Genomic DNA, 18,750 nt, shown 5'->3' on the forward strand with positions numbered 1-18,750 from the left:
GGAGGGGCGCCCTCCGCGCCGTCCCGCCCCCGATCATGCCCGACGGCCAGGGCCCACCGTGCGCAAAGGGAGAGCGGGGCTGCTTGAGAGTCCTTCTTGAGGGCTCCGGCCGCATGCTCGTGGCCCGTACGACGGTTGGGTCCACCGAGACGGTCCGGTCCGGAAGCAACGAGTCAGTTGTCGGCAGGCCGCCCCTCGCCCAGGGATGAAACCGCCGGGTGCGGCATGGGGCGGCCGCCCACAGATCCCGGCGGCCCCCTACTTCTGCTTCGCTATGTCCCCGACCTGCTGGGCGATGCCCTCCAGCACGGCCTTCGGGTCGGCGGACGGCGCGACGGCCTTGCCGATGTTCCGCTTGATGATGTTGCTGGCCTGCAGCCAGGACGGTTCGTTGACCGGGTAGAGCTCGGCACCCCGCAGTGCGTTCAGGAACTGAGCGCCGCTGGGGTCCGCCGCCGCGTCCTTGGAGGCCTGGGTCGCGGACACCGTCGAGGGCAACAGGTGGTAGCGCCCGGCGAACTCGTTGAGGTTCTTGTCCTCGTAGACGAATTCCAGGAAAGAGCCCACCAGTTCACGATTGTCGTCGTGCTTGAAGGCCATCATCCAGTCGGCGACGCCTGCCGCCGGCAAGGCCTGTCCGTCTCGCAGCGTGTCCGACACCGGCATGCTCAGGGTGCCGACCTTCATGCCCTTCGCCCTCGCCTCGTGGAGGAGCGAGGGGTATCCGTTGAGCATGCCCACATCGCCACGCAGAAAGGCGGCGAAGGCGTCCTGCCGGTTGAGCTCGGCCGGCGGAACCGGGCCGGTCAGACCGGGCACGACCAGGTTGTCCTTGATCCAGCGGAATGTCTGCGTGTTCTGCTCGGAGGCGATGCTGTAGCCGCCGCTGTTGTCGGCGTACCCCCCGCCGTTGCTCAGTTCCCAGATCAGGGCTTCGGCGTGCGCCTCCTCGGGGCCGAGCGGCAGGGCGTACGGATAGAGCACGCCCTCCCCCTTCAGCGCCTCGGCCGCCTCCTTCAGGTCCGACCAGGTCTTCGGCGGCTTCGCCCCGGCCTTGTCGAACAGTTCCTCGTTGTAGAAGAGCAGCCGGCTGCTGGCCACGAAGGGCAAGCCGTACAGGGTGTTGCCCACCGAACCCGCCTCCGCGAGCGCCGGCAGGAAGTTCGCCTCCGCCTTGATCGACAGCAGCTCACTGGCGGCGTAGAGGCGACCCTGAGCAGCGAAGTCGGAATACGCGCCCATCAGGGCCACGTCGGGGGCGTTGCCCTCCTCGACCATGCGGGTGACCTCGCGGTCGACGTCGGCCCACGAATGGAGCGTCACCTCGACCTTCTTGCCGGGGTGGGCGGCGGTGAAGGAGGCGGCCAGTTTGTCCCAGTACGCCTTGGAGCTGGTCGCCGGGCTGTTGCCGTACTCGGCGGCCACCAGGCGCAGTGTCGTCCCGTCGCCGCTCCCGGACGAGCCGCAGGCGGTGACGAGAGAGCCCAGTAGTCCGAGTGCGGCCACGGAGGCGGTCGCGCCGAAGAGTCTTGGTCGCACAGGTTTTTCCTCTTGCTTTTTTGGATGGTGCGTCCGGAATTCTCTCCTGGCCAGGGGCGGATTGCGCCCCCTTACCAAAGGTTGTGGCCATTTCTCCAACTGCGCCGATTGCGACTGGTGTTTTCCGATATACCGTCGCCGATTCCGACGCGCGTAGAACCCTCCACGGTGTCCAACGCGACTCCCGGATGGAGCATTGACGAAAGGATGGCCAAACTGACGCTTTCGCCCCGCCACCGACGCCGGGACCGCTGTGGCCGCCGCCGAGAACGTGATGCCGAGCAGGATCACGTGGAACTCGTCCCCAACGGTCGATTTCAGGAACGGCGCCACTCCGTACGCGTTCAGTACTACGGCCGCAGATCGTGATCTTCATGCTTGAGCGGCTTGACGCCGGTAGTGGATGGTCTGGGATCGGGCCTGGTGGCGGCGTCGCCAGACGGGCCGGCGAAGTCGGTGGACAGGGTCAAAGACGGTCCGGTTGACGAGCGTGATGAACAGTCGTTGGATCTCGTCACAAGTGAGCGGTATCAGCTCGTCGGGCGAGGGATGACCCTCGTGTTCGTTCGCGCGGAGGACAGCGAGGAAGGCATGCGCGAGCATGGCCAGGGTGACCCAGCGGGACCAGGACGGGTAGCGGCGGACCTGGTGCTCGCCCAGGGCCGCCAGGCCCTTGCCGGACTGGAAAAACTCCTCGACCCGCCACCTTGATCCAGCGACGCGCACCAGGGTGGTCAGCGGCACTGCGGCAGGCGAGTGGCAGCGGTAGTAGGCACGTTCGCCGGTGCTGCGGTTGCGGCGGATCAGCAGCTGCCGGCTCTCGGGCCGGGGATCGGTGAGGTCGATGACGGCCCAGTCGTAGAAGCGGTGGGTCCTCGGCTCCGACCCCTGCGGACAGCTTCTGCCAGGCCCTCTTGGGCACCTTCCTGGCCAACATGTCGGCGCGAAACCTCCGGCGCCTGTGGTGACTTCGCGCGAGCAGGCCACCTTCTTCACGTCGCCGGTCTCGTCGACCACCAGCACCGCCTCGTCGTCGTGCAGATGCTCCACCACGTAGTGACCCACCTCGTCGCGGACCTGGTCGGCATCCCACTTCGCCCTCCCGAGCAGGTCCGACAACAGGCCGAGTACCAACTTCCGGGCCCGGCGTCGGGATTCGACCCGTGTGAAATGTCCCGCTATCCGGCTCATCAGGCCCTCGAACGCCTCTTGACAGCAGGCAGGGTCTACGCTGTGACCTGCGGCCACCGCGTGATCGTTTGTCTTCACGCACCGGCGATCAACGGTGGCCGCACCCGTCTCCACACCGCGTCAGGTCGCGCAGCGTCTGCCTGCCGTCCTGTGTATCGGAGGGCTTGTGCAACGTGGCGAAGTCTGGTGGGTCCAGTTCGACGAGCGGAGGTTGGTCGTACTGCTGTCAGGAGACGACGCGTCCGGGTTCGAGGTGATGCAGGTCGTCGCTCCGGCGGGCCTCGACATCAGCGGTCTGGGCATCGAAGTGACGGTCGGCGCCGGTGAAGGGCTGCCGCTCGAAGGCGTGCTGCGGCTCGCGTTCCCGCGTCCAGGCTTCACCCCGTGCACGTGGCTGACCACCGTGTCCCGGGACGACCTGATAGAGCGGGCGGCCATCCTGCCCTCCAGGAAGCTCAGCGAGATCGACGATGCCCTCCGACTCGCTGAACAAGCACAGGAGCGGACCCCGGCAACGACCGCGAAGCTCAGCGAGATAAGGGACGCCCTCCGTCGCGGTGAACTCGGGTAGACGGAGAAGGAGCCGACGCCCGCACCTGGCCACGTCTAAGCGACGCAGGGGCTGTCCACGTCGGGCGGTCGATCGCAGCGTCCGCGCTGACAGCAACGGCCGGCACGATGCGGGCGCGCGGCACTCGCAATGCGCTCCCTCTCCAGTACGGCGGCCCCCATTCGATTCCCACCCATCCACCCCGACCGGCCTCACTCCACCGCCTTCTTGACGAGCGCGCTGATGCGTTGTTCGTCGGCTGCGGTCAGCTCCTTCAGGGCGTAGGAGGTCGGCCACATGGTGCCGTCGTCGAGTGCGGTGGTGCCGGAGCTCTCGGCCGAAGCTTTGGTGTGCTGCATGGCAGATTCCTCTCGGGACAGGGATGAGGCAGGTCGAGGCGGGAGACTCGGGGAGTCAGGACGGTGCGGACGCCGTGGACGGCGCGGGGGTGAGCGATGGGGCAGCCTCCCAGGCGAATCCGTCCGGGTCGGTGAAGGAGCCGGCGGTGCTGCCAAGGCCGATGCGGTGGGAGCCGGTGCCGTCGGCGGCGACACCGAGGTCCCTAGCCAGGCCACGGCGCTTGTACAGCGCCAGCTTGACGGGGCTGGCTCCGCCGGAGACGAACTCGGCGTACTTGCCGCCGAAGCTCCTTGCCACGGCCAGGCCTCGGCCGACGTAGAACTGCTTGCTTGCCTTCACGTCCTCGACGCCGAGCAGGAGGACGATCTCGTCGATCTCGCGGGTGGCCGGGCCCGTGTCCTTCTTCGCGGAGGTCGCGACCTTCCAGATCGTCCCGTCCGGTGCCGCAACTACGCCGCCGTAGCCCCACAGCGACTTCGCGGCGGGCTTCAGCACCGTGGCACCGGCGTCCACGGCGGCGCCGAGGAAGCCGTCGACGGTGGCAGGCCGGGACACCGTGAGCGCCAGGGTGAAGCTGCGGAATCCGGTGGAGTGGGCCTCGGACGCCCGCAGGCGTACGTGTGTGTCCACTCCGAAGGCTGTGTAGAAGCGGTGGGCGGCCTCGGGGATCGGCACCTCGATGGTGACGGATGCGAGAGTGGTGGTGGAAGCGGTGGTTGCCATGGCCATCACGCTATGGGCTGCTCGGCGGCCGGGGCTTCTCGATTCCTGACCGGTCTTGTCACCTGCTTCGCACACAACTCGGCCTCCCCTCCACCGTGACCGCAGGCCCCCCGCATGACCGGCCGTACTTGCGGCATCGGCACGGTCGGCCGCCGCATCCGCCGCTCGGCCTCGGAAGGCTCCGGGCGACAGGCCGACGAGCTGGGTGAATCGGGTACTGAACGTGCCCGGCGACGGGCAGCCGACCGCTAAGCAGACCTCGGTGACGCTGAGGTCGCCACGCCGCAGCAGCGCCGTCGCGCGCTCAACGCGACGCGTCATCAGGTACGCATACGGCGACTCGCCGTATGCGGCCTGGAACTGCCGGCTGAGGTGCCCGGCGGACATGTTCACATCGCGGGCGAGCGCCTCCACGTTCAGCGGCTGCGCGTACTCCCTGTAGATCCGGTCACGGACGCGGCGGAGCCGCGCGAGATCGGTCAGGCGCTGCGCCTCGACGCGTGCACGCCGCCACTCGGGCCGGCACATAGAGCAATCCCCTTTCTTTCCTCTTCCATCGACGCCTACGAGCCCCCGGGGGTGCCGGCTGGTACGGCCGCATCGATGCCCGCACTGCTCAGCGAAGCTCCTGGATGCGGATCAGATTGCCGGCCGGGTCTCGGAAGGCACAGTCACGGATGCCGTACGGCTGCTCGGTCGGCTCCTGGACGACCTCGGTGTCACCGGCCTGGACCTTCTCGAACGTGGCGTCGAGGTCCGGGGTGGCCAGCAGGATCCAGCCGTAGGTGCCCTTGGCCATCATCTCGGCGATGGTGCGGCGCTCGTCCTCGGTGACTCCCGGGTCGGCGGCCGGCGGCGCCAGGAGGAGGGACGTTTCGGGCTGGCCGGCCGGGCCGACCGTGATCCAGCGCATCCTGCCCTGCCCGACGTCGCTGCGGACCTCGAATCCGAGGACGTCGCGGTAGAAGGCGAGCGACGCGTCCGGGTCGTCGTGCGGAAGGGAACTCGTGTGAATGGAGATGTCCATGCCGAGGAGGCTAGAAGCGGCTCCATGTCCCGCGCTTCTCGATTCCTGATCGATCCGGCCGCACTCGGACATTCACGTGCACTGTCGCAAGCCCTCCTCCGGTTCATCAGGTGCACCACGAACTGGCTGGCTCGGTGTCACGCGTCGCGGCGGCGCACCGCAAGCCAGCCACCGACCAGAGCGGCCGCCGCCCACAGGGCCAGAACCCCCAGCCCTGTCCATGGCCCAAGATCCCCGGGCATCTCCAGACGCATCACGAGCTGCCCTGCCCGGTCCGGCAGGAACTGGGCCACGCCCCCGGCCGTCGCACCGATGACGAACGACACCATCAGAACGAAGGGTATGAGCAGGCTCAGGACCGCCGCCGCACTGCGCAGCACCGCCGTCACTCCAGCTGCCAACAGGGCCATCAGGGTGAGGTACATGCCACAACCGACGATCGCCCTGTAGGTTCCTGGGTCTCCCATCGCCAGTGCGTACGGGCCCATGAAGGCTTGGCCTGCCAGGAAGGTGGCGAACCCGGCTATCTGGCCCGCCACAAAGGCGAGGCCACCCACCATGGCGATCTTCGACAGGTAGAAGCGCGTGCGGTTCGGGACCGCCGCCAACGACGTACGCAGGGCGCCGTTGTGGAACTCGGAAGACAGGGCGGTCGCTCCGAAGGCCATGGCAGCTATCTGGCCGAAGTTGATGCCGTAGAACGCGGCCAGAAGTGGATCCTCCCCCATGCTGCCGGCCTCGGCCTGGCCGATGGCCGCGGCTGTCAGCACCTGGATCCCGACGGTGGCGACGATGACCGCCACCAGCGCGCCGAAGGTGCCGCGCAGGGACCGTATCTTGATCCATTCCGAGTGCAGGACGGGGACGGTGGGCAGAGCGGTGCTCATGGGCCTAGCCTCCTCAGAGGTTGAAAGGAAGAGTCAGCGGGTGGCGGAGAACTCGGTGTGGTCGGCGGTGAGATCGAGGTAGGCCTGCTCCAGTGAGGCGCGCTCGTCGGAGAGTTCGAGCATGGGGATGCCTTCACGGGCGGCCATGGCGCCGATCTGCTCGGCCTGTATCCCGTCGACGCTCCAGCGCCCGTCGTCGGTGGCCGCCATCTCCAGACCCTGCCGGGCCAGCGCGGCGCGCAGGCGTATCGGATCAGAGGTACGCAGCCGCACCCTGGGGGTGCTGCGGGACTCGATGAACTCCTTCATCGAGGTGTCAGCCAGGAGCCTCCCCCGACCGAGCACGACCAGGTGATCTGCCAGGGACGCCGTTTCGGACATCAGGTGGCTGGAGACCAGCACCGTGCGTCCTTCGGCGGCCAGCGCCCGCATGAGTTCCCGGATCCAGATGATGCCCTCGGGGTCGAGTCCGTTGGTGGGCTCGTCCAACAGCAGCACGTCGGGGTTGCCCAGGAGTGCGCCTGCTATGCCGAGGCGCTGCCGCATGCCGAGAGAGAAAGTCTTGATCCGCTTCTTGGCCGCCTCCGCGATGCCGACCTGCTCCAGGACCTCCTCGACCCTGCGAACGGGGAGGCGGTTCGCGGCGGCGAGGAAGCGGAGGTGGTCCCGGGCGGTGCGCCCCCCGTGGGCGGCTTGCGCGTCCAGGAGCGCGCCCACCCTGCGGAGTGGGTCGGGCAGGTCGGGGAAGCGCTGTCCGCCGATGGTGGCGGTACCGGAGGTGATCCGGTCCAGGCCCAGCAGGAGGCGCATCGTGGTGGACTTGCCGGCACCGTTGGGTCCGAGGAATCCGGTGACCCGCCCGGGCAGGACGTCGAAGGTGAGGCGGTCCAGGGCACGGGCGGTGCCGTAGTCCTTTGTCAGTTCTCGGATCTCGATGTTGTTCATGGCTCAAGACTCGCCGCCGGCCCCACCCTCCTTCCTCCCCCATGCGAGGGTCCCGTCTCCCCCACGTGGGGGAGACGGCCGGGGCCCCGACGCTGCAACGATGGGGACATGTACCGAGTCTTGCGTGCGCCGTTTCAACCAGTGACCTATTCACGCTGGTTGCACCTGTGCGTGCCGATACTGATGCTGGCCGTCTGGTTGTTCATCGAGCCCGACGCTCCGTGGTTTCCGCTGCTGATCGTCATACCGCTGGGGCTGATGCCCTGGATGCGGCTGGCCGAGGGGCTGCAGGCGCGGTTCCTGCTCACACCCCATGACCAGGACTCGTCCGACAGCGGCATCAGCGCCGCCCGCTCCGTTCGGTGGGGCGACCGGTGGCGGACACTGTTGTGGGTGGAGATACGGCTTGTCGTCTCGTTTCCCGCCATTTTCGCGACGGTGTGGCTGCCGTTGATCACCATCGAGTTGATCTGCATCGCGCTGGGGCAGCCGATCAACCCTGACCCCATCGTGCCGTTCACGCCTTCACGCTGGGCGGCGGGTCTGCTCGCGCCCCTGCCGTTGGTACTGCTCGGCGTCATTGTCGTGGTGCTGGGTGAGCTGATCACGGCGATCGCCCGCCGACTGCTCGGGCCTTCCGCGGCCGAGCGGATGAGCGCGCTGGAGGCCCGTACGGAGCAGTTGCTGGAGCGTACCCGTATCGCCCGGGAGCTGCACGACTCGATCGGGCATGCGCTGACCGTGGCGGTGGTGCAGGCGGGGGCGGCGCGGGCCGCGGGCGACCCGGATTTCACCGACCGGGCTCTGAGCGCGATCGAGGAGACGGGGCGGTCGGCGTTGGAGGATCTGGAACGAGTCCTGCTCGTTCTGCGGGAGTCGTCGCAGGCGCCTTCTCAGCGGCCGACGCTGGCGGAGGCCGACCGCCTGCTGGAGTCGGCCCGGGCCTCTGGATCGGTGGTCGACGCCGAACTGAGGGGCTCGCTGGAGAAGTTGCCGGGGCCGGTCACCCGGGAGGGCTACCGGATCCTGCAGGAGGCCCTCACCAATGTGTTGCGTCACTGCGGCCCCGTTCCGGTCCGGGTGCGGGTGGAGGTGACCTCCGAGCGCCTCATTCTCGAGGTGATCAACCCACTTCCGGAGCGGCCCACCCTCATGAGCGGCACCGGGAGCGGCCTGCGGGGGATGAGAGAGCGGGCAGCTTTGCTCGGCGGCGAGGCCGACACCGGACCGTTCGCAGGCAGTTGGAGGGTACGCGCGCGGCTTCCGCTGGAGCGAATAGGCTGACCGGATGCCGGTTACCGTACTGCTCGTCGATGACGAACCCCTGGTGCGCGCGGGTCTGCGTGCCGTCCTGGATGCCCAGCCCGACATCGAGGTGGTGGGTGAGGCTGCGGACGGCGCCTCGGTGGTCCCCCTCGTCCGGCAGCTGCGGCCGGATGTGGTCGCCATGGACGTGCGGATGCCTCTGCTCGACGGGATCGAGGCCACTCGGGCGGTCCTGCGGACCGTGGACTCCCCGCCGAAGATCCTCGTGGTGACCACGTTCGAAAATGACGAGTACGTGTACCAGGCGCTGCGGGCCGGCGCGGACGGCTTCCTCCTCAAGCGGGCCAGGCCGTCGGAGATCGTGCACGCGGTGCGCCTGGTCGCGGAGGGCGAGACGCTGCTGTTCCCGGCAGCGGTACGAGCCCTCGCTGCGGAGTACGGGAACCGGCAGGCGCGGGCGGCGCTGGAGCGGGCTTCGCTGACGGAACGGGAAGAGGCGGTTCTGCGGCTGATGGCGAAGGGGCTGACCAATGTGGAGATCGCCCGCGAGCTGATCGTCGGTACGGAAACGGTGAAGTCTCATGTGAGCGCGATCCTGGGCAAGCTCGGAGCACGCGACCGGACCCAGGCGGTGATCACGGCGTACGAGTCGGGATTCGTCGCCCCGGCCTGAGAGATGTGACCGGCTCCCCGCTCGGCTGGGACTACGGCAGCCGGTCGAGGGCGGCCGCGCCGTCTGCCGCAAGAACACTTCGATCTCCAGCGCCCCACGATCGGTGGTAGCGATGCTGAGCGCCGGCTTCGACGCCGAGTATCGGCGCGCCCCTCTACGGAGCACGCGGCAGATCCATGGGCGGCCTCGGGCCGGGCGCCAGAACAGCCTGATGTGCTCCTCCCCCGCCCTGCACGGAAGTGCCGGTTCCATGTCCGCACCAACATGTTGCCGGCCCTTGGGCCGCACATCCCCTGACAGCAGTCCCGGGCGGGCCCGGCTGCGGGCGAGCAGCAGGCGAGACGTTCCTGATGTCGATCCGAGGGTGCACTCCGGGGAGGCGGCCGACCGTGGAGGAACAGCCTGGGCCGTTCAGAGCAGTCCGGATGCGGCCTGACGGCCCCAAGTGGACGCTGTCCACATGTCGCATCCAGAGCCGCAGCCCGGTTGGGGCCAACCGTCACCGGGTCAGGGCGGACCGCGGTCTCCTCGCAAGGGCAACACGGGAAAGATCATCGGCTTCTCGTGTCTTGGTGCGATCGTGCTGGTCGTCGTGCTGATCATCGCCCTCCTGGCTATTGGAGGAGGGGACGACGGCGAGCCGGATCAGCCCCATACGAGCCCAGCCACCCAGCCCACGGCAGGAAGGACACCGACCTCAAAGGAACCGCAGACGGACAGCGGCCCCCGAGGGGACGTGAGGATCACGGCATGCGAGGTCGACTCGGCCACCAATTGGCCCAGCGCAGAGCTGACGATCACCAATCGCTCCAGCAAGGCCAGTAACTACGTCGTGCAGGTCGAATTCGTCGATGCGTCCAATACGCGTCTGAGCGAGGCGACAGCGGCGACCAACAACGTGGCTCCTGGACAGCAGTCGGAGGTAACAGCGCAAGGCCTGGACCAGATCACGAGCAAGATCACATGCCGGATCACGGACGTCACCCGGTACGCGTCCTGACCATGCCGCGATCGCTCCGGCTTCCATCCGATGGCCACCGGAGTTCCGGATCCCGGGCCGGCTTCTCCACCAGGCGGGGGCCGCCCCGGTGGACGCGGGCGGCTTCCCGCACAGCGGGCCGGTGGTCAGGGTTTCCAGGGGCCGAGGCGGTCCAGGCGGCGGAGCTGCTGCTGGGCTACGGGGAGGTCGAGGCCCTGGCCGCGTTCGGTGAGGTGGTCGGCGACCGTGGTGCGGTGTTCGAGGGGCTTGTGGTCGTCGTACTTGAACTTGGCCCGTACGTCGATGACTTCCAGGCGCAGGCCGCGGATGCCGGGCAGCATCCGCCCGTACGGGGGCTGGTCGACGGCGACGGGGGCGTGGTCACCGTCCGGCTGGAAGTGGGCGAGCTGGCGGCGCAGCAGTTCGGCCTTGGCCTCGGGGTCGTCGACGATGTGGGCGCGGCAGGTGAACTGGACGGCGGTGTAGTAGCTGGTGGGGACGCCGTCGGTGGGAGGCGTGTCGGGCTTGGCGCGCCATGGGCCGGGGATGAAGGCGTAGTCGCCGAAGACGGTGAACAGGACGTTGGGGTCGTGTCCGATCGCCTTCCAGACCGGGTTGGGGCGGGCGAGGTGGATCAGGAGGTGGCCGGGGTCGCTGGTGAAGTGGGTGGGGACGGCGGCGGGCGCCTGGCCTGGCAGGCCGTTGACGCTCAGGAGGCCGAAGTCGTGGCCTTCGGCGATCCAGGTCTGCCATTCGGCTTCGTCCAGGCCGGCGTCCCAGGGCTGGATGAACATGCTGGTCTCCTTGCGAGGGGGCGATGGTGGTGCGGCGGTGCGGTGGTACGGACGTGGGGCGATAAGGGGTGGTCAGGTGAGGGCGAGGAGGCTGACGGCGACAGCGGCGGCGCCCAGGCCGACGAGCTGACCACGGTAAATGCGTTCGGCGAGCACACTCCGGGCGAGCAGCACGGTGCCGGCCGGGTAGAGGGCTGTGATCACCGCGACCACCGCGAGGTCCCCGCTGCGGGCGGCGAGCAGGAACAGCAGGTTGGCCACCGAATCCAGTACGCCCGCGGTGGCCGACATCGCGTACGCGGGCTTCTCCGAGCCCAGCTTGCGGTACATCATCCCTGCCGCGGCCAGGGTGACGGCCGAGGAGACCGCCCGGCCCACGATCAGCGGGGCCACGCCGCTGTCGGACGGCGCCTGGTGCAGAAAGATCAGCTGCAGGGCGATCGCGGCGCCCGCGCCGAGGGCCAGCAACAGAGCGGTACGGGACGGGCGGGCCGATCCGGCGCCGTGGCCGGCGCTGACCAGGACGACCGCGGCCAGGGCGAGCGGCAGCCCGATCAGCCCGGCCATGCCCAGGTGCTCGCCCTGGAGCAGCCCCACCCCGACAGGCAGCATGGCGGAGACCAGGGCGGTGACGGGCGAGAGCACGTTCATCGGGCCGATCGCCAGAGTGCGGTAGAGCAGCGCGAACGCGGCGGCCGAGGCGACCCCGGATGCGGCGCCCCAGGCGACGGCGCCGGCGCTGAACGTGGCGCCGAGGAACGGCCACAGCAGGAGCTCGACCGCGAGCGAGGCCGGAGCCGCGATCATCACGGTGCGCAGGACATGCGCCTTGCGGGCGCCGAGGCCGCCGAGGAAATCGGCGCAGCCGTAGGCGAGGGAGCTGCCCAGGGCCAGCAGCAGAGCGATCACGGTACGTACATCCCTTACTATTTCAATGGAACGACTAAACCGCACAATGGATCGACCGTCGGCTGTCAACCAAACGACCGGACGGTGCAATGAACCGGTCCCCTGGCGAGGAGAACGATCAGATGGCCGAGACAGAGGAAGCCCTGCGGACGCTCGCGCACAACGTCAGGACGGCCCGCCACCGCGCCGGCCTGTCCCTGGACGAACTGGGCAGGCGCGCGAAAGTCAGCAAGGGCGCCCTGGTCGGACTGGAGAAGGCGCAGGGCAACCCGAACTTCGCCACCCTGGTCCGGCTGGCCGACACCCTCGGCGTCTCCGTCTCCGCCCTGCTGGAAGGCCCCGCCGAAGGACGCGTCCGAGTCGTGACGGCCGACGCCGTGATGCCACTGTGGACCGGAAGCAAGGGCAGCGAGGCACGGCTCATGCTGACCACCTCGGGCCAGGCCCCGGTCGAGGTCTGGCGCTGGAAACTCGAACCGGACGAGGAATACCCCAGCCACCCCCACCAGGCCGGCGTCGTCGAAACCGTCAGCGTCACCTCAGGACGTATGACCCTCGTCGTCGACGGCGCCGAGCACCCCGTCGAAGCGGGCCAGACCGCCACCTTCGAAGGCGACGCCCCCCACACCTACCGAGGCGCCGGCACCGAGACCTGCCACCTGATCATGACCGTCCACCTTCCGCCCGGCCCCGGCTCCTCGAACTGACCAACCCGTGTTCAGCCCGCGGAGGCCGAGACGCGCCCGCCGCCCGGTGATCGGTGCGGCCTCATAACTGAGGAACCCGAGCGTCGAAGAAGCGGCGCGTCGTCCGTGCCGCCCAGTCCGATATTCGATGGGGCGGGGGCACGCCATCAGGCACAATGCCGGCGATGATCTCCCCCGCCGGCCAACTCCTCGCCGCCCTCGAACCCCTGCCGCACGCCGCCCGACTGCGGTACACCGCCGTCACCGCTCACCGGCTCGCCGCCCAAGGCGAACTGCGGCCTCTGCTCGCCGCGCTGGATGTGCTCGGTCTGTACGAGCGCCGCCTCGCCGCGCTGGCGGCCCTGGCCGCCGGGGAGATGGGGCACTTGGTTGCTCGGCTCGGCGACACGGACCCGGTGGTCCGGCGGTACGCGCTGCGCGGCGCCCGCCGACTGCCCGTCCCGGACGCCGCCGTCGAGGCCGCCTACGACGACGCGCCCGCCGTGGTCCGCGCCGACCTCGCACGGCTGCTGCGCGACGGGCGGCGGCCCGCGCTCGCCGAGCGGCTGGTGCTCCGGGTCCGCACCGAGTACGGCGATCAGGACGCGGCCCGCCTGCTGCCGGGCTGCTCGACGGAGTTCACCGCGCGGATGCTGCCCGAACTCGCCGGGGCGCTCGCGTCCGAGGACTTGAGCACTCTGGCCGTTCGCCATCCCGACGCTGTCCTCGCCCACGTGGAGCGGGAACTCAGCGGCCTCGCCAAGCGGTCGCGTGATGACTGGTGGAGACGGCACGCCGCCGCCCTGCCCGCCGCGCCGGGGCGCGTGCTGGATCGGCTGGAACGTTACGGCCCCGACAACCTGCCCGGTCCGGTGCACGACCGGCTGGGCGACCTCGTCGCGGTGGACGCCGAGCGCGTCACGCGCTGGCTCGCTGATCCCCGCCGGGCGGCCGCGCGGTGGGAACGGACACCCGGCCGGGCGGTGATGAGGCAGCTGGTGGCCGCGGATCCGCCGTCTCTGCCCCTGCTTGGGGCCCGGTGGTTCCACCGGGAGGCATTCGGCATTCTGCTGCGCGCGGTGCCACCGGCGCGCAGGCCCGGCTTCGTGGATGCCGTCGTCACCGCGGGTGATCCACGCAGGAATGTCCGGGCGCATGAAGGGGTGCTCGCCCTGCTGCCGACCGACGAGCGGCATGCCAGGGCCCGTGCCGCGATCGTAAGACTTCGTGCCGAACGCGGCGGCTCGGACTGGGATCTCTGGGGTCTAATGGCCCTGCTTCCACCTGCCGAGGCCCGCCCCGAGCTGCTGGCCGCCTTCCGTACCAGTGACGCCGAGGAACGCGGGACGATCTGGGACCGGCTGGCCTCCAACGCCGGCCACACCCGTGATCCGGGACAGGTCGCGGAGGTCCTCGCGCTGGCCGCAGACCGACTGACGAACGAGCGCGACCCCGTACGCGGGGAGGCCCTGGCCGCCTTCGCCGACCTGCCGGCACCACTGTTCGTGGCAGCCGTCAGAACCGGCGCGTCCGCCGGAGGCCGCACCGGGTCCCAATCCCTGGAACAGCTGTGCCTGGATGCCCTGGCGGCCCGGGACTGCTCGCTCGGGACCCGGGAAACGATCCGGGCCCTGGCGGTGACCCTGCTCGCCACGGCTGTGGAGGGGGTCCCAGCCGGCGGTAAGGGGGTCCCAGCCGGCAGGGAGGCTCCTTACGCGGATGTCCCTTCCGCGGTTGTCCCTTCCACGGACGCCTCCGCCACGAATGTTTCCGCCACGGATGCCTCTGCCGGTGCCGTTGGTGGCGCCGCGCTGCGGACTGCCGTACGCCTCATAGAGGCGCTGACCGCTCACACCGGAACGGTGGAACTCGGTCGTTTGGGCAACATGGTGCGCGGCGGCGGAGTACGCGCCCTGCTCCATGCACTCGGCCCGTGGCTGGACCGGGCAGCCGCCCGCGGCGATGTCGTGCCCCTGCTCGGCCTGGTGAGGTCCTGCGGACACCGCGCCTACCGGATCCCGGAACTCCAGGACCGCCTCGAACAGGCTTTGCGCACCTGCCCGGACGGCGTCTTCGGCGAGGTGGCCGCGGCCTGGACGGCCGACCCCACGACCCGTGGGGACCGGGTGGCGGAGTTGCTGGCACGGGAGCCGTCCGCGGCCTTCGTGCCCCAGGTGCTCGCCGTACTGGCCGCGGAGCGCACGGACCTGCTGGACCAGGCCCTTCTCGAAAGCCCCCTCCCGGGCGGCCGGTTCCCTGGGGCGGGCACCCCCCGGCCGCTGCCCCCGTTCCGGTACGCCGACCGGTGGCTGCCTCGGCAGCAGGAGGCCGCGGTCCGGCTGGCCGCGGCCGCCATCGCCGACCCCGGCCGGGGTCTCGACGAACGTGCCGCGCTGCTCCGTGCGGTGGCGCGGGTGCCGGAGCATGGGAGGGCCCTCCTCCAGCAGTACACCGCCTCGGTGGCGACCGTAGCCGGTTCCGATGACACGGCGGGGCCCTCGGCCTGCCATGTCGAGCCCGCTCTGACGGCAGCGGCTCTGGACGCGGCCGCCCACACGGACGACCCGGCCTCGGCGCTCGGCGCCCTGCTCGACCACGCTGGTGACGACCAAGCCGCAGCCGCCTGGTCCGCGGCCGCCCGGGCGGCGGCACACGCCCGGCCCACGCAGGTCGCGGCCCTGCTCCGTGACGTACTGACCGGCGAGAACGGGGCGAAGGTCACGGTCAGGAAGGCCGCCGCCCGGCTCGCCGCCCGGCACCTGCCTCCGGACGCCGCCACCGCCCTCCTGTCCACAGTGGGCAGCACGCGGAGCATCCACCCGGACGTACACGCCACCGTCGTCGGTCTGGCCACGACGCTGCTGCCGAACGACGAGATGTGGGCCCTGGTGGAGTCGGCCGCCATCGAGGGGCCGGATGCCGCCCGGCGTACCCTCCTGGACGTCAACCCGGCGGATCTGGCCCCGGCACATCGGTCGCGGTACGGGGAGCTCATCGCGCGGCTGCCCTTCGTCGCCGAGGAACAGGTGGCAGGCCAGGCTCTGTTCAGCCTCCACGACTGGGCGCGGTACACGTCGGCGGCCGGCACGACGCTGGCATGCGTCTACACCGACCTCACCTCGCCCCTGAGTGTCTGGCGGGCGAGCTACGGGCTGACGGACCTGGCCCAGTCCGAACTGCCCCACCCGATCGGCGGCGTGGAGCCCGGCAGCCTTCTGCTCGACGTGGTGGACCGGCTTCTGGCGTTCATCGCTGCCGGTGAAGAGGAAGGCGGCGTACGCGGTGGTGACCTACCGGCACGCCGTCGTCTGGAATCCCTCATCGGCTCGTCGATCCGGGACCGCCGGATGTGCGCGGCCCTGGCCCGGCGGCTGGCGGCCGAACCGGCAGTCACTGCTCTCCGCACAGCCCTTCTCGTACGGGCCCTCGATCTTGAGGCAGCCGCGCCCCACCTGCTGCTCTCGCTCCGAGAGCTGACCGCCGCGATCGGGGGCCGCCCTGTCCTCGCGGTCCGCGTGGCCGAGGATCTGGAGGAAGCGCACCGGTACGGCGACCCGCTTGCCGATCCCGCCGCCGCTCTTGATGCGGTCGATGCCCTGAGCGGCGACGGCGGTCTTGTGGAAGGCCTCCTCGCCGTCGGCCTCGCCACGGCTCTCGGAGCCCGCCAGAACTGGCCGGAGAGCTGCCGCTCGGCCGTTGTCGCACTGCGCCGCCACCCGGAGCTGGAAGTCCGGGAGGCGGCGTACGCCACGGCCCTGGGCTGAGGCTGAGCCCCCGATGATCGAGGCGAAACGGGGCGCGGTCGTCGCCCCACGGCCGGCCGCCGCCGGGACCGTTCCCACCCCGTTCACGGACCACCTTCGCGCCGGCCACCCGCCGGCCGACGCGGTTGAACGGTTGTGGATCGTGGACGGCACGCTGATCCAGGTCCGTGACCGGAAGACCGGTGCGTCCTCACGCAACTACCGGTGCTCCGCGAACGTGCAGGGGATGCCGACACCAAGCCGGTGATCGCCGCGGCACGTCCCGTGCCCGGCACCACCGCGGACGCGAGGGCGTGGGCGTGACCGTGCTGGCCGACGGCGCCTACATCGACACCGGTCTCGTCGTCCCGCACCGCAACGTCAAGGACGTGCCCTGCTGCCCGGCGAACAGGAAGACAACGCCGAGCACCGCAGGGTCCGGGCCCGCGTCGAGCACGCCTTCGCCCGCATGAAGCACAACTGATCTCTGACATGCGCGTAGTCGGGCAGCGCTGAATCCTGGTGACCCCCGTGGGCTTCCGCCAGCGTCGCATCGCCCTTGTGGCGCTGTCCGGTTGGATCGCTTGATGTCCGAGACGGCCCGGCGCCTGACGGGTTGCGGGCAGGCTCTCGGAGAAAAACTTGACGGCAGAAACCCAGGTGCCCTTGGTACGGTGCACCGATGTCAGAGATCAAGAAGTTCCAGGTCACCTTTGACTGCGCAGAACCCGAGCGTCTCGCTCGTTTCTGGTGTGAGGTGTTGGGGTATGTCGTACCGCCGCCGCCAGAGGGGTTTGCCACTTGGGATGATTACAGGCGCTCGCAGCCGCCTGAGCGGCGGGATTCTTGGTTCGCCTGCATTGACCCCTCAGGTGTGGGTCCGCGGCTGTACTTCCAGCGCGTCCCCGAGGGGAAGGCCGCCAAGAACCGGGTGCATCTTGATGTGCGGGTCGGCACCGGGCTGGTGGGAAAAGAGCGCCTCGCCGCACTTGAGGCCGAATGCGCACGACTGGTCCCGCTCGGCGCGGTACACGTGCGAACGCTGTATGACGGCAATGATTCGTGCATCCCGATGCTGGACATCGAGGGCAACGAGTTCTGTATCGACTGAGCGTACGGGCGGGAGTCATCCCGTGAGGGCGAGGTTGTGCAGCCGAGCGATGCCGAGCGTGGCGGTGGGCCGTCGCCGCGCAGGCGGCAGTCGTGGAGGATCTTCCAGGTCTTCATGCGGCCACTAGCAGCACCCGATCCTCGAGCGGCAGCTTCCCCGGCCGGCCCCGGCCAGAGACATAGGCTTCGGCGTATCCGGCGAGCAACCCCAGGTGGTTCTCGTCTAGGGCGAGACTGTCCGGAAGTCCTCGTCGACGCGGTCGTCGTGGTCGTGCTCGTCCCCGACGACGCGACGATAGCGATCCAGCAGTGCATGTGGTGCTCTGGGCCGCAGTTCGCCCCGTACTTCCTGGACCGAGCGGCCCTCCGCTGGGGGCTCCACCTGTCAGCGCAGAAGGACCTGCTGCGGCCGCAGGTCGGCGGCGGCCGCGCGTGCGGCAAAGGCATAGGCGAGCCCGGCTTCGATGTCGGCCTGTACGTACTCCCCGGCGCGGCGGACGGATCAATCCCGGATGGCTTCGTCGCCCTTGTCGGGCTCGGTCTGCTCCAGCGTGACATCGCGCAGTGCCTGGAGCTTGTCGGCGCTGGCCGCGATACCGGCGGCCTCACGCGGCTCTGCGTCCCGAGCGGCAGCTTCGGCGGCGAGGTCGGCCTGGACGACGACGTCGGCGTCCGGGTCGTACACGGTGCCCGGGGCCCCGGCTGCGAGCAGCTGGGCGATGCGCTCCCACTCCCCGAGCTCGGCCAGGCCGCGCACGTCGTCGGCCGCGTCCTCGTGTCCGGAGTCCTGCCTGGCGAAGAACCGGGCGTCCTCGAGGGCCGCCGCGACGTCGGCCGCAGTCATACCCTTCGCGCGGCGGCGCACCGAACGCCGGCCGATGCGGGCCGGGTCGACCCGCTCACGGAAGGCGGCCGTGCGGGCGGCGAGGGAGCGGCGGACGGGGCGCTGGGGCGTGGTCATCAGGGCCTCGCATGTGAGGGGACGGATTCGGGAGCGGTTCTACGAGGTGCGTGCGGGCCCGGCGGTACTGCACCCGGAACTGGGCCCCGGGCCCAACCCGCCCCTCCCTTCCGGCACGGGTCGGAAGTGAGGGTGGTCCAGGCCTGGCTGAAACACCCGACGGCGCCTCCCGACGGTACCGCAACGAGTAACGCCACAGACCTCCCCCTGGTACCCATACCGTTCCGGAACCCTGACGGTGAAACCGGCAGTGATGGGTCGGCAGAGCCTCCAGCCCCAGGAGCAGAGCGGAGGTGAACTGACGCGCACCCCCCCTACGCCGGGGCCCCAGCACAGTCACCGCGTCCCGGACCAGCGCGTCGGCGGTTGGCTGCCGCCGGGCTCGTTCGGCGGGCGGGCGGGCGGCC

General features: G+C 69.9%; 16 protein-coding genes and 3 pseudogenes. 8 read left to right on the forward strand and 11 right to left on the reverse strand.

Annotation, left to right across the window (positions count from 1 at the left end):
• Positions 1-258 precede the first annotated feature (258 nt).
• Both ACF06X_RS27180 and ACF06X_RS27185 read right to left on the reverse strand, forming a co-directional pair.
• Entirely contained in the window at positions 259-1,539 is a 1,281-nt protein-coding gene (locus ACF06X_RS27180; RefSeq protein WP_392289912.1) for an extracellular solute-binding protein, read from the reverse strand.
• Between the two features lie 372 nt (positions 1,540-1,911).
• Positions 1,912-2,730, reverse strand: a pseudogene (locus ACF06X_RS27185) (hypothetical protein).
• 166 nt (positions 2,731-2,896) lie between these two features.
• Between ACF06X_RS27185 and ACF06X_RS27190 the strand changes: the two are divergent.
• Positions 2,897-3,301 (forward strand): type II toxin-antitoxin system PemK/MazF family toxin, encoded by a 405-nt coding sequence (locus tag ACF06X_RS27190; protein WP_392290186.1) that lies wholly within the window; start codon positions 2,897-2,899, stop codon positions 3,299-3,301.
• A gap of 191 nt (positions 3,302-3,492) precedes the next feature.
• Here ACF06X_RS27190 and ACF06X_RS27195 read toward each other — a convergent pair whose 3' ends face one another.
• From ACF06X_RS27195 to ACF06X_RS27220, 6 genes and pseudogenes are all read right to left on the reverse strand, one after another.
• A complete protein-coding gene (locus tag ACF06X_RS27195) occupies positions 3,493-3,639 on the reverse strand; it encodes a hypothetical protein (protein ID WP_392289913.1) in 147 nt (48 codons plus the stop codon).
• Positions 3,640-3,694: 55 nt separating this feature from the next.
• Complete coding sequence (locus ACF06X_RS27200) at positions 3,695-4,363, reverse strand: glyoxalase (RefSeq protein WP_392290187.1); 669 nt, start codon at positions 4,361-4,363, stop codon at positions 3,695-3,697.
• 219 nt (positions 4,364-4,582) lie between these two features.
• Positions 4,583-4,891, reverse strand: a pseudogene (locus ACF06X_RS27205) (helix-turn-helix transcriptional regulator); the annotation flags it as partial.
• 88 nt (positions 4,892-4,979) lie between these two features.
• Positions 4,980-5,390: a VOC family protein gene (locus tag ACF06X_RS27210; protein WP_392289914.1), complete on the reverse strand. Its 411-nt coding sequence runs from the start codon at positions 5,388-5,390 to the stop codon at positions 4,980-4,982.
• A gap of 137 nt (positions 5,391-5,527) precedes the next feature.
• Positions 5,528-6,277, reverse strand: a complete 750-nt coding sequence (locus ACF06X_RS27215) for an ABC transporter permease (protein ID WP_392289915.1) — start codon at positions 6,275-6,277, stop codon at positions 5,528-5,530.
• Between the two features lie 33 nt (positions 6,278-6,310).
• Positions 6,311-7,222, reverse strand: a complete 912-nt coding sequence (locus ACF06X_RS27220) for an ABC transporter ATP-binding protein (protein ID WP_392289916.1) — start codon at positions 7,220-7,222, stop codon at positions 6,311-6,313.
• Between the two features lie 108 nt (positions 7,223-7,330).
• On the opposite strand from ACF06X_RS27220, the gene ACF06X_RS27225 reads away from it, so the two are divergent.
• The 3 genes from ACF06X_RS27225 (at position 7,331) to ACF06X_RS27235 (ending at position 10,161) form a co-directional block, all read left to right on the forward strand.
• Positions 7,331-8,506 carry a sensor histidine kinase gene (locus ACF06X_RS27225; RefSeq protein ID WP_392289917.1) on the forward strand — a complete coding sequence of 392 codons (1,176 nt, stop codon included), beginning with the start codon at positions 7,331-7,333 and terminating at the stop codon, positions 8,504-8,506.
• A 4-nt stretch (positions 8,507-8,510) separates the two neighbouring features.
• Positions 8,511-9,161 carry a response regulator gene (locus ACF06X_RS27230; RefSeq protein ID WP_392289918.1) on the forward strand — a complete coding sequence of 217 codons (651 nt, stop codon included), beginning with the start codon at positions 8,511-8,513 and terminating at the stop codon, positions 9,159-9,161.
• A gap of 460 nt (positions 9,162-9,621) precedes the next feature.
• Positions 9,622-10,161, forward strand: coding sequence for an FxLYD domain-containing protein (locus ACF06X_RS27235; protein ID WP_392289919.1), 540 nt, complete (start codon positions 9,622-9,624; stop codon positions 10,159-10,161).
• Between the two features lie 125 nt (positions 10,162-10,286).
• On the opposite strand, the gene ACF06X_RS27240 is transcribed toward ACF06X_RS27235, so the two are convergent.
• Both ACF06X_RS27240 and ACF06X_RS27245 read right to left on the reverse strand, forming a co-directional pair.
• On the reverse strand, positions 10,287-10,934 hold the full coding sequence (locus ACF06X_RS27240; RefSeq protein ID WP_392289920.1) for an FMN-binding negative transcriptional regulator: 648 nt from the start codon (positions 10,932-10,934) through the stop codon (positions 10,287-10,289).
• Positions 10,935-11,006: 72 nt separating this feature from the next.
• On the reverse strand, positions 11,007-11,843 hold the full coding sequence (locus ACF06X_RS27245) for an EamA family transporter (protein ID WP_392289921.1): 837 nt from the start codon (positions 11,841-11,843) through the stop codon (positions 11,007-11,009).
• A 122-nt stretch (positions 11,844-11,965) separates the two neighbouring features.
• On the opposite strand from ACF06X_RS27245, the gene ACF06X_RS27250 reads away from it, so the two are divergent.
• The 4 genes and pseudogenes from ACF06X_RS27250 (at position 11,966) to ACF06X_RS27265 (ending at position 17,383) form a co-directional block, all read left to right on the forward strand.
• Positions 11,966-12,550 carry a helix-turn-helix domain-containing protein gene (locus tag ACF06X_RS27250; RefSeq protein WP_392289922.1) on the forward strand — a complete coding sequence of 195 codons (585 nt, stop codon included), beginning with the start codon at positions 11,966-11,968 and terminating at the stop codon, positions 12,548-12,550.
• A gap of 164 nt (positions 12,551-12,714) precedes the next feature.
• Positions 12,715-16,293 (forward strand): hypothetical protein, encoded by a 3,579-nt coding sequence (locus ACF06X_RS27255; RefSeq protein WP_392289923.1) that lies wholly within the window; start codon positions 12,715-12,717, stop codon positions 16,291-16,293.
• Between the two features lie 112 nt (positions 16,294-16,405).
• A pseudogene (locus ACF06X_RS27260) lies at positions 16,406-16,750 on the forward strand (IS5/IS1182 family transposase); the annotation flags it as partial.
• A 204-nt stretch (positions 16,751-16,954) separates the two neighbouring features.
• Complete coding sequence (locus ACF06X_RS27265) at positions 16,955-17,383, forward strand: VOC family protein (RefSeq protein WP_392289924.1); 429 nt, start codon at positions 16,955-16,957, stop codon at positions 17,381-17,383.
• A 501-nt stretch (positions 17,384-17,884) separates the two neighbouring features.
• Here the strand turns inward: ACF06X_RS27265 and ACF06X_RS27270 are convergent.
• On the reverse strand, positions 17,885-18,343 hold the full coding sequence (locus ACF06X_RS27270; RefSeq protein WP_392289925.1) for a hypothetical protein: 459 nt from the start codon (positions 18,341-18,343) through the stop codon (positions 17,885-17,887).
• Positions 18,344-18,750: the final 407 nt, after the last annotated feature.

The organism is Streptomyces sp. NPDC015346, assembly GCF_043078785.1.
Classification (GTDB): Bacteria; Actinomycetota; Actinomycetes; order Streptomycetales; family Streptomycetaceae; genus Streptomyces.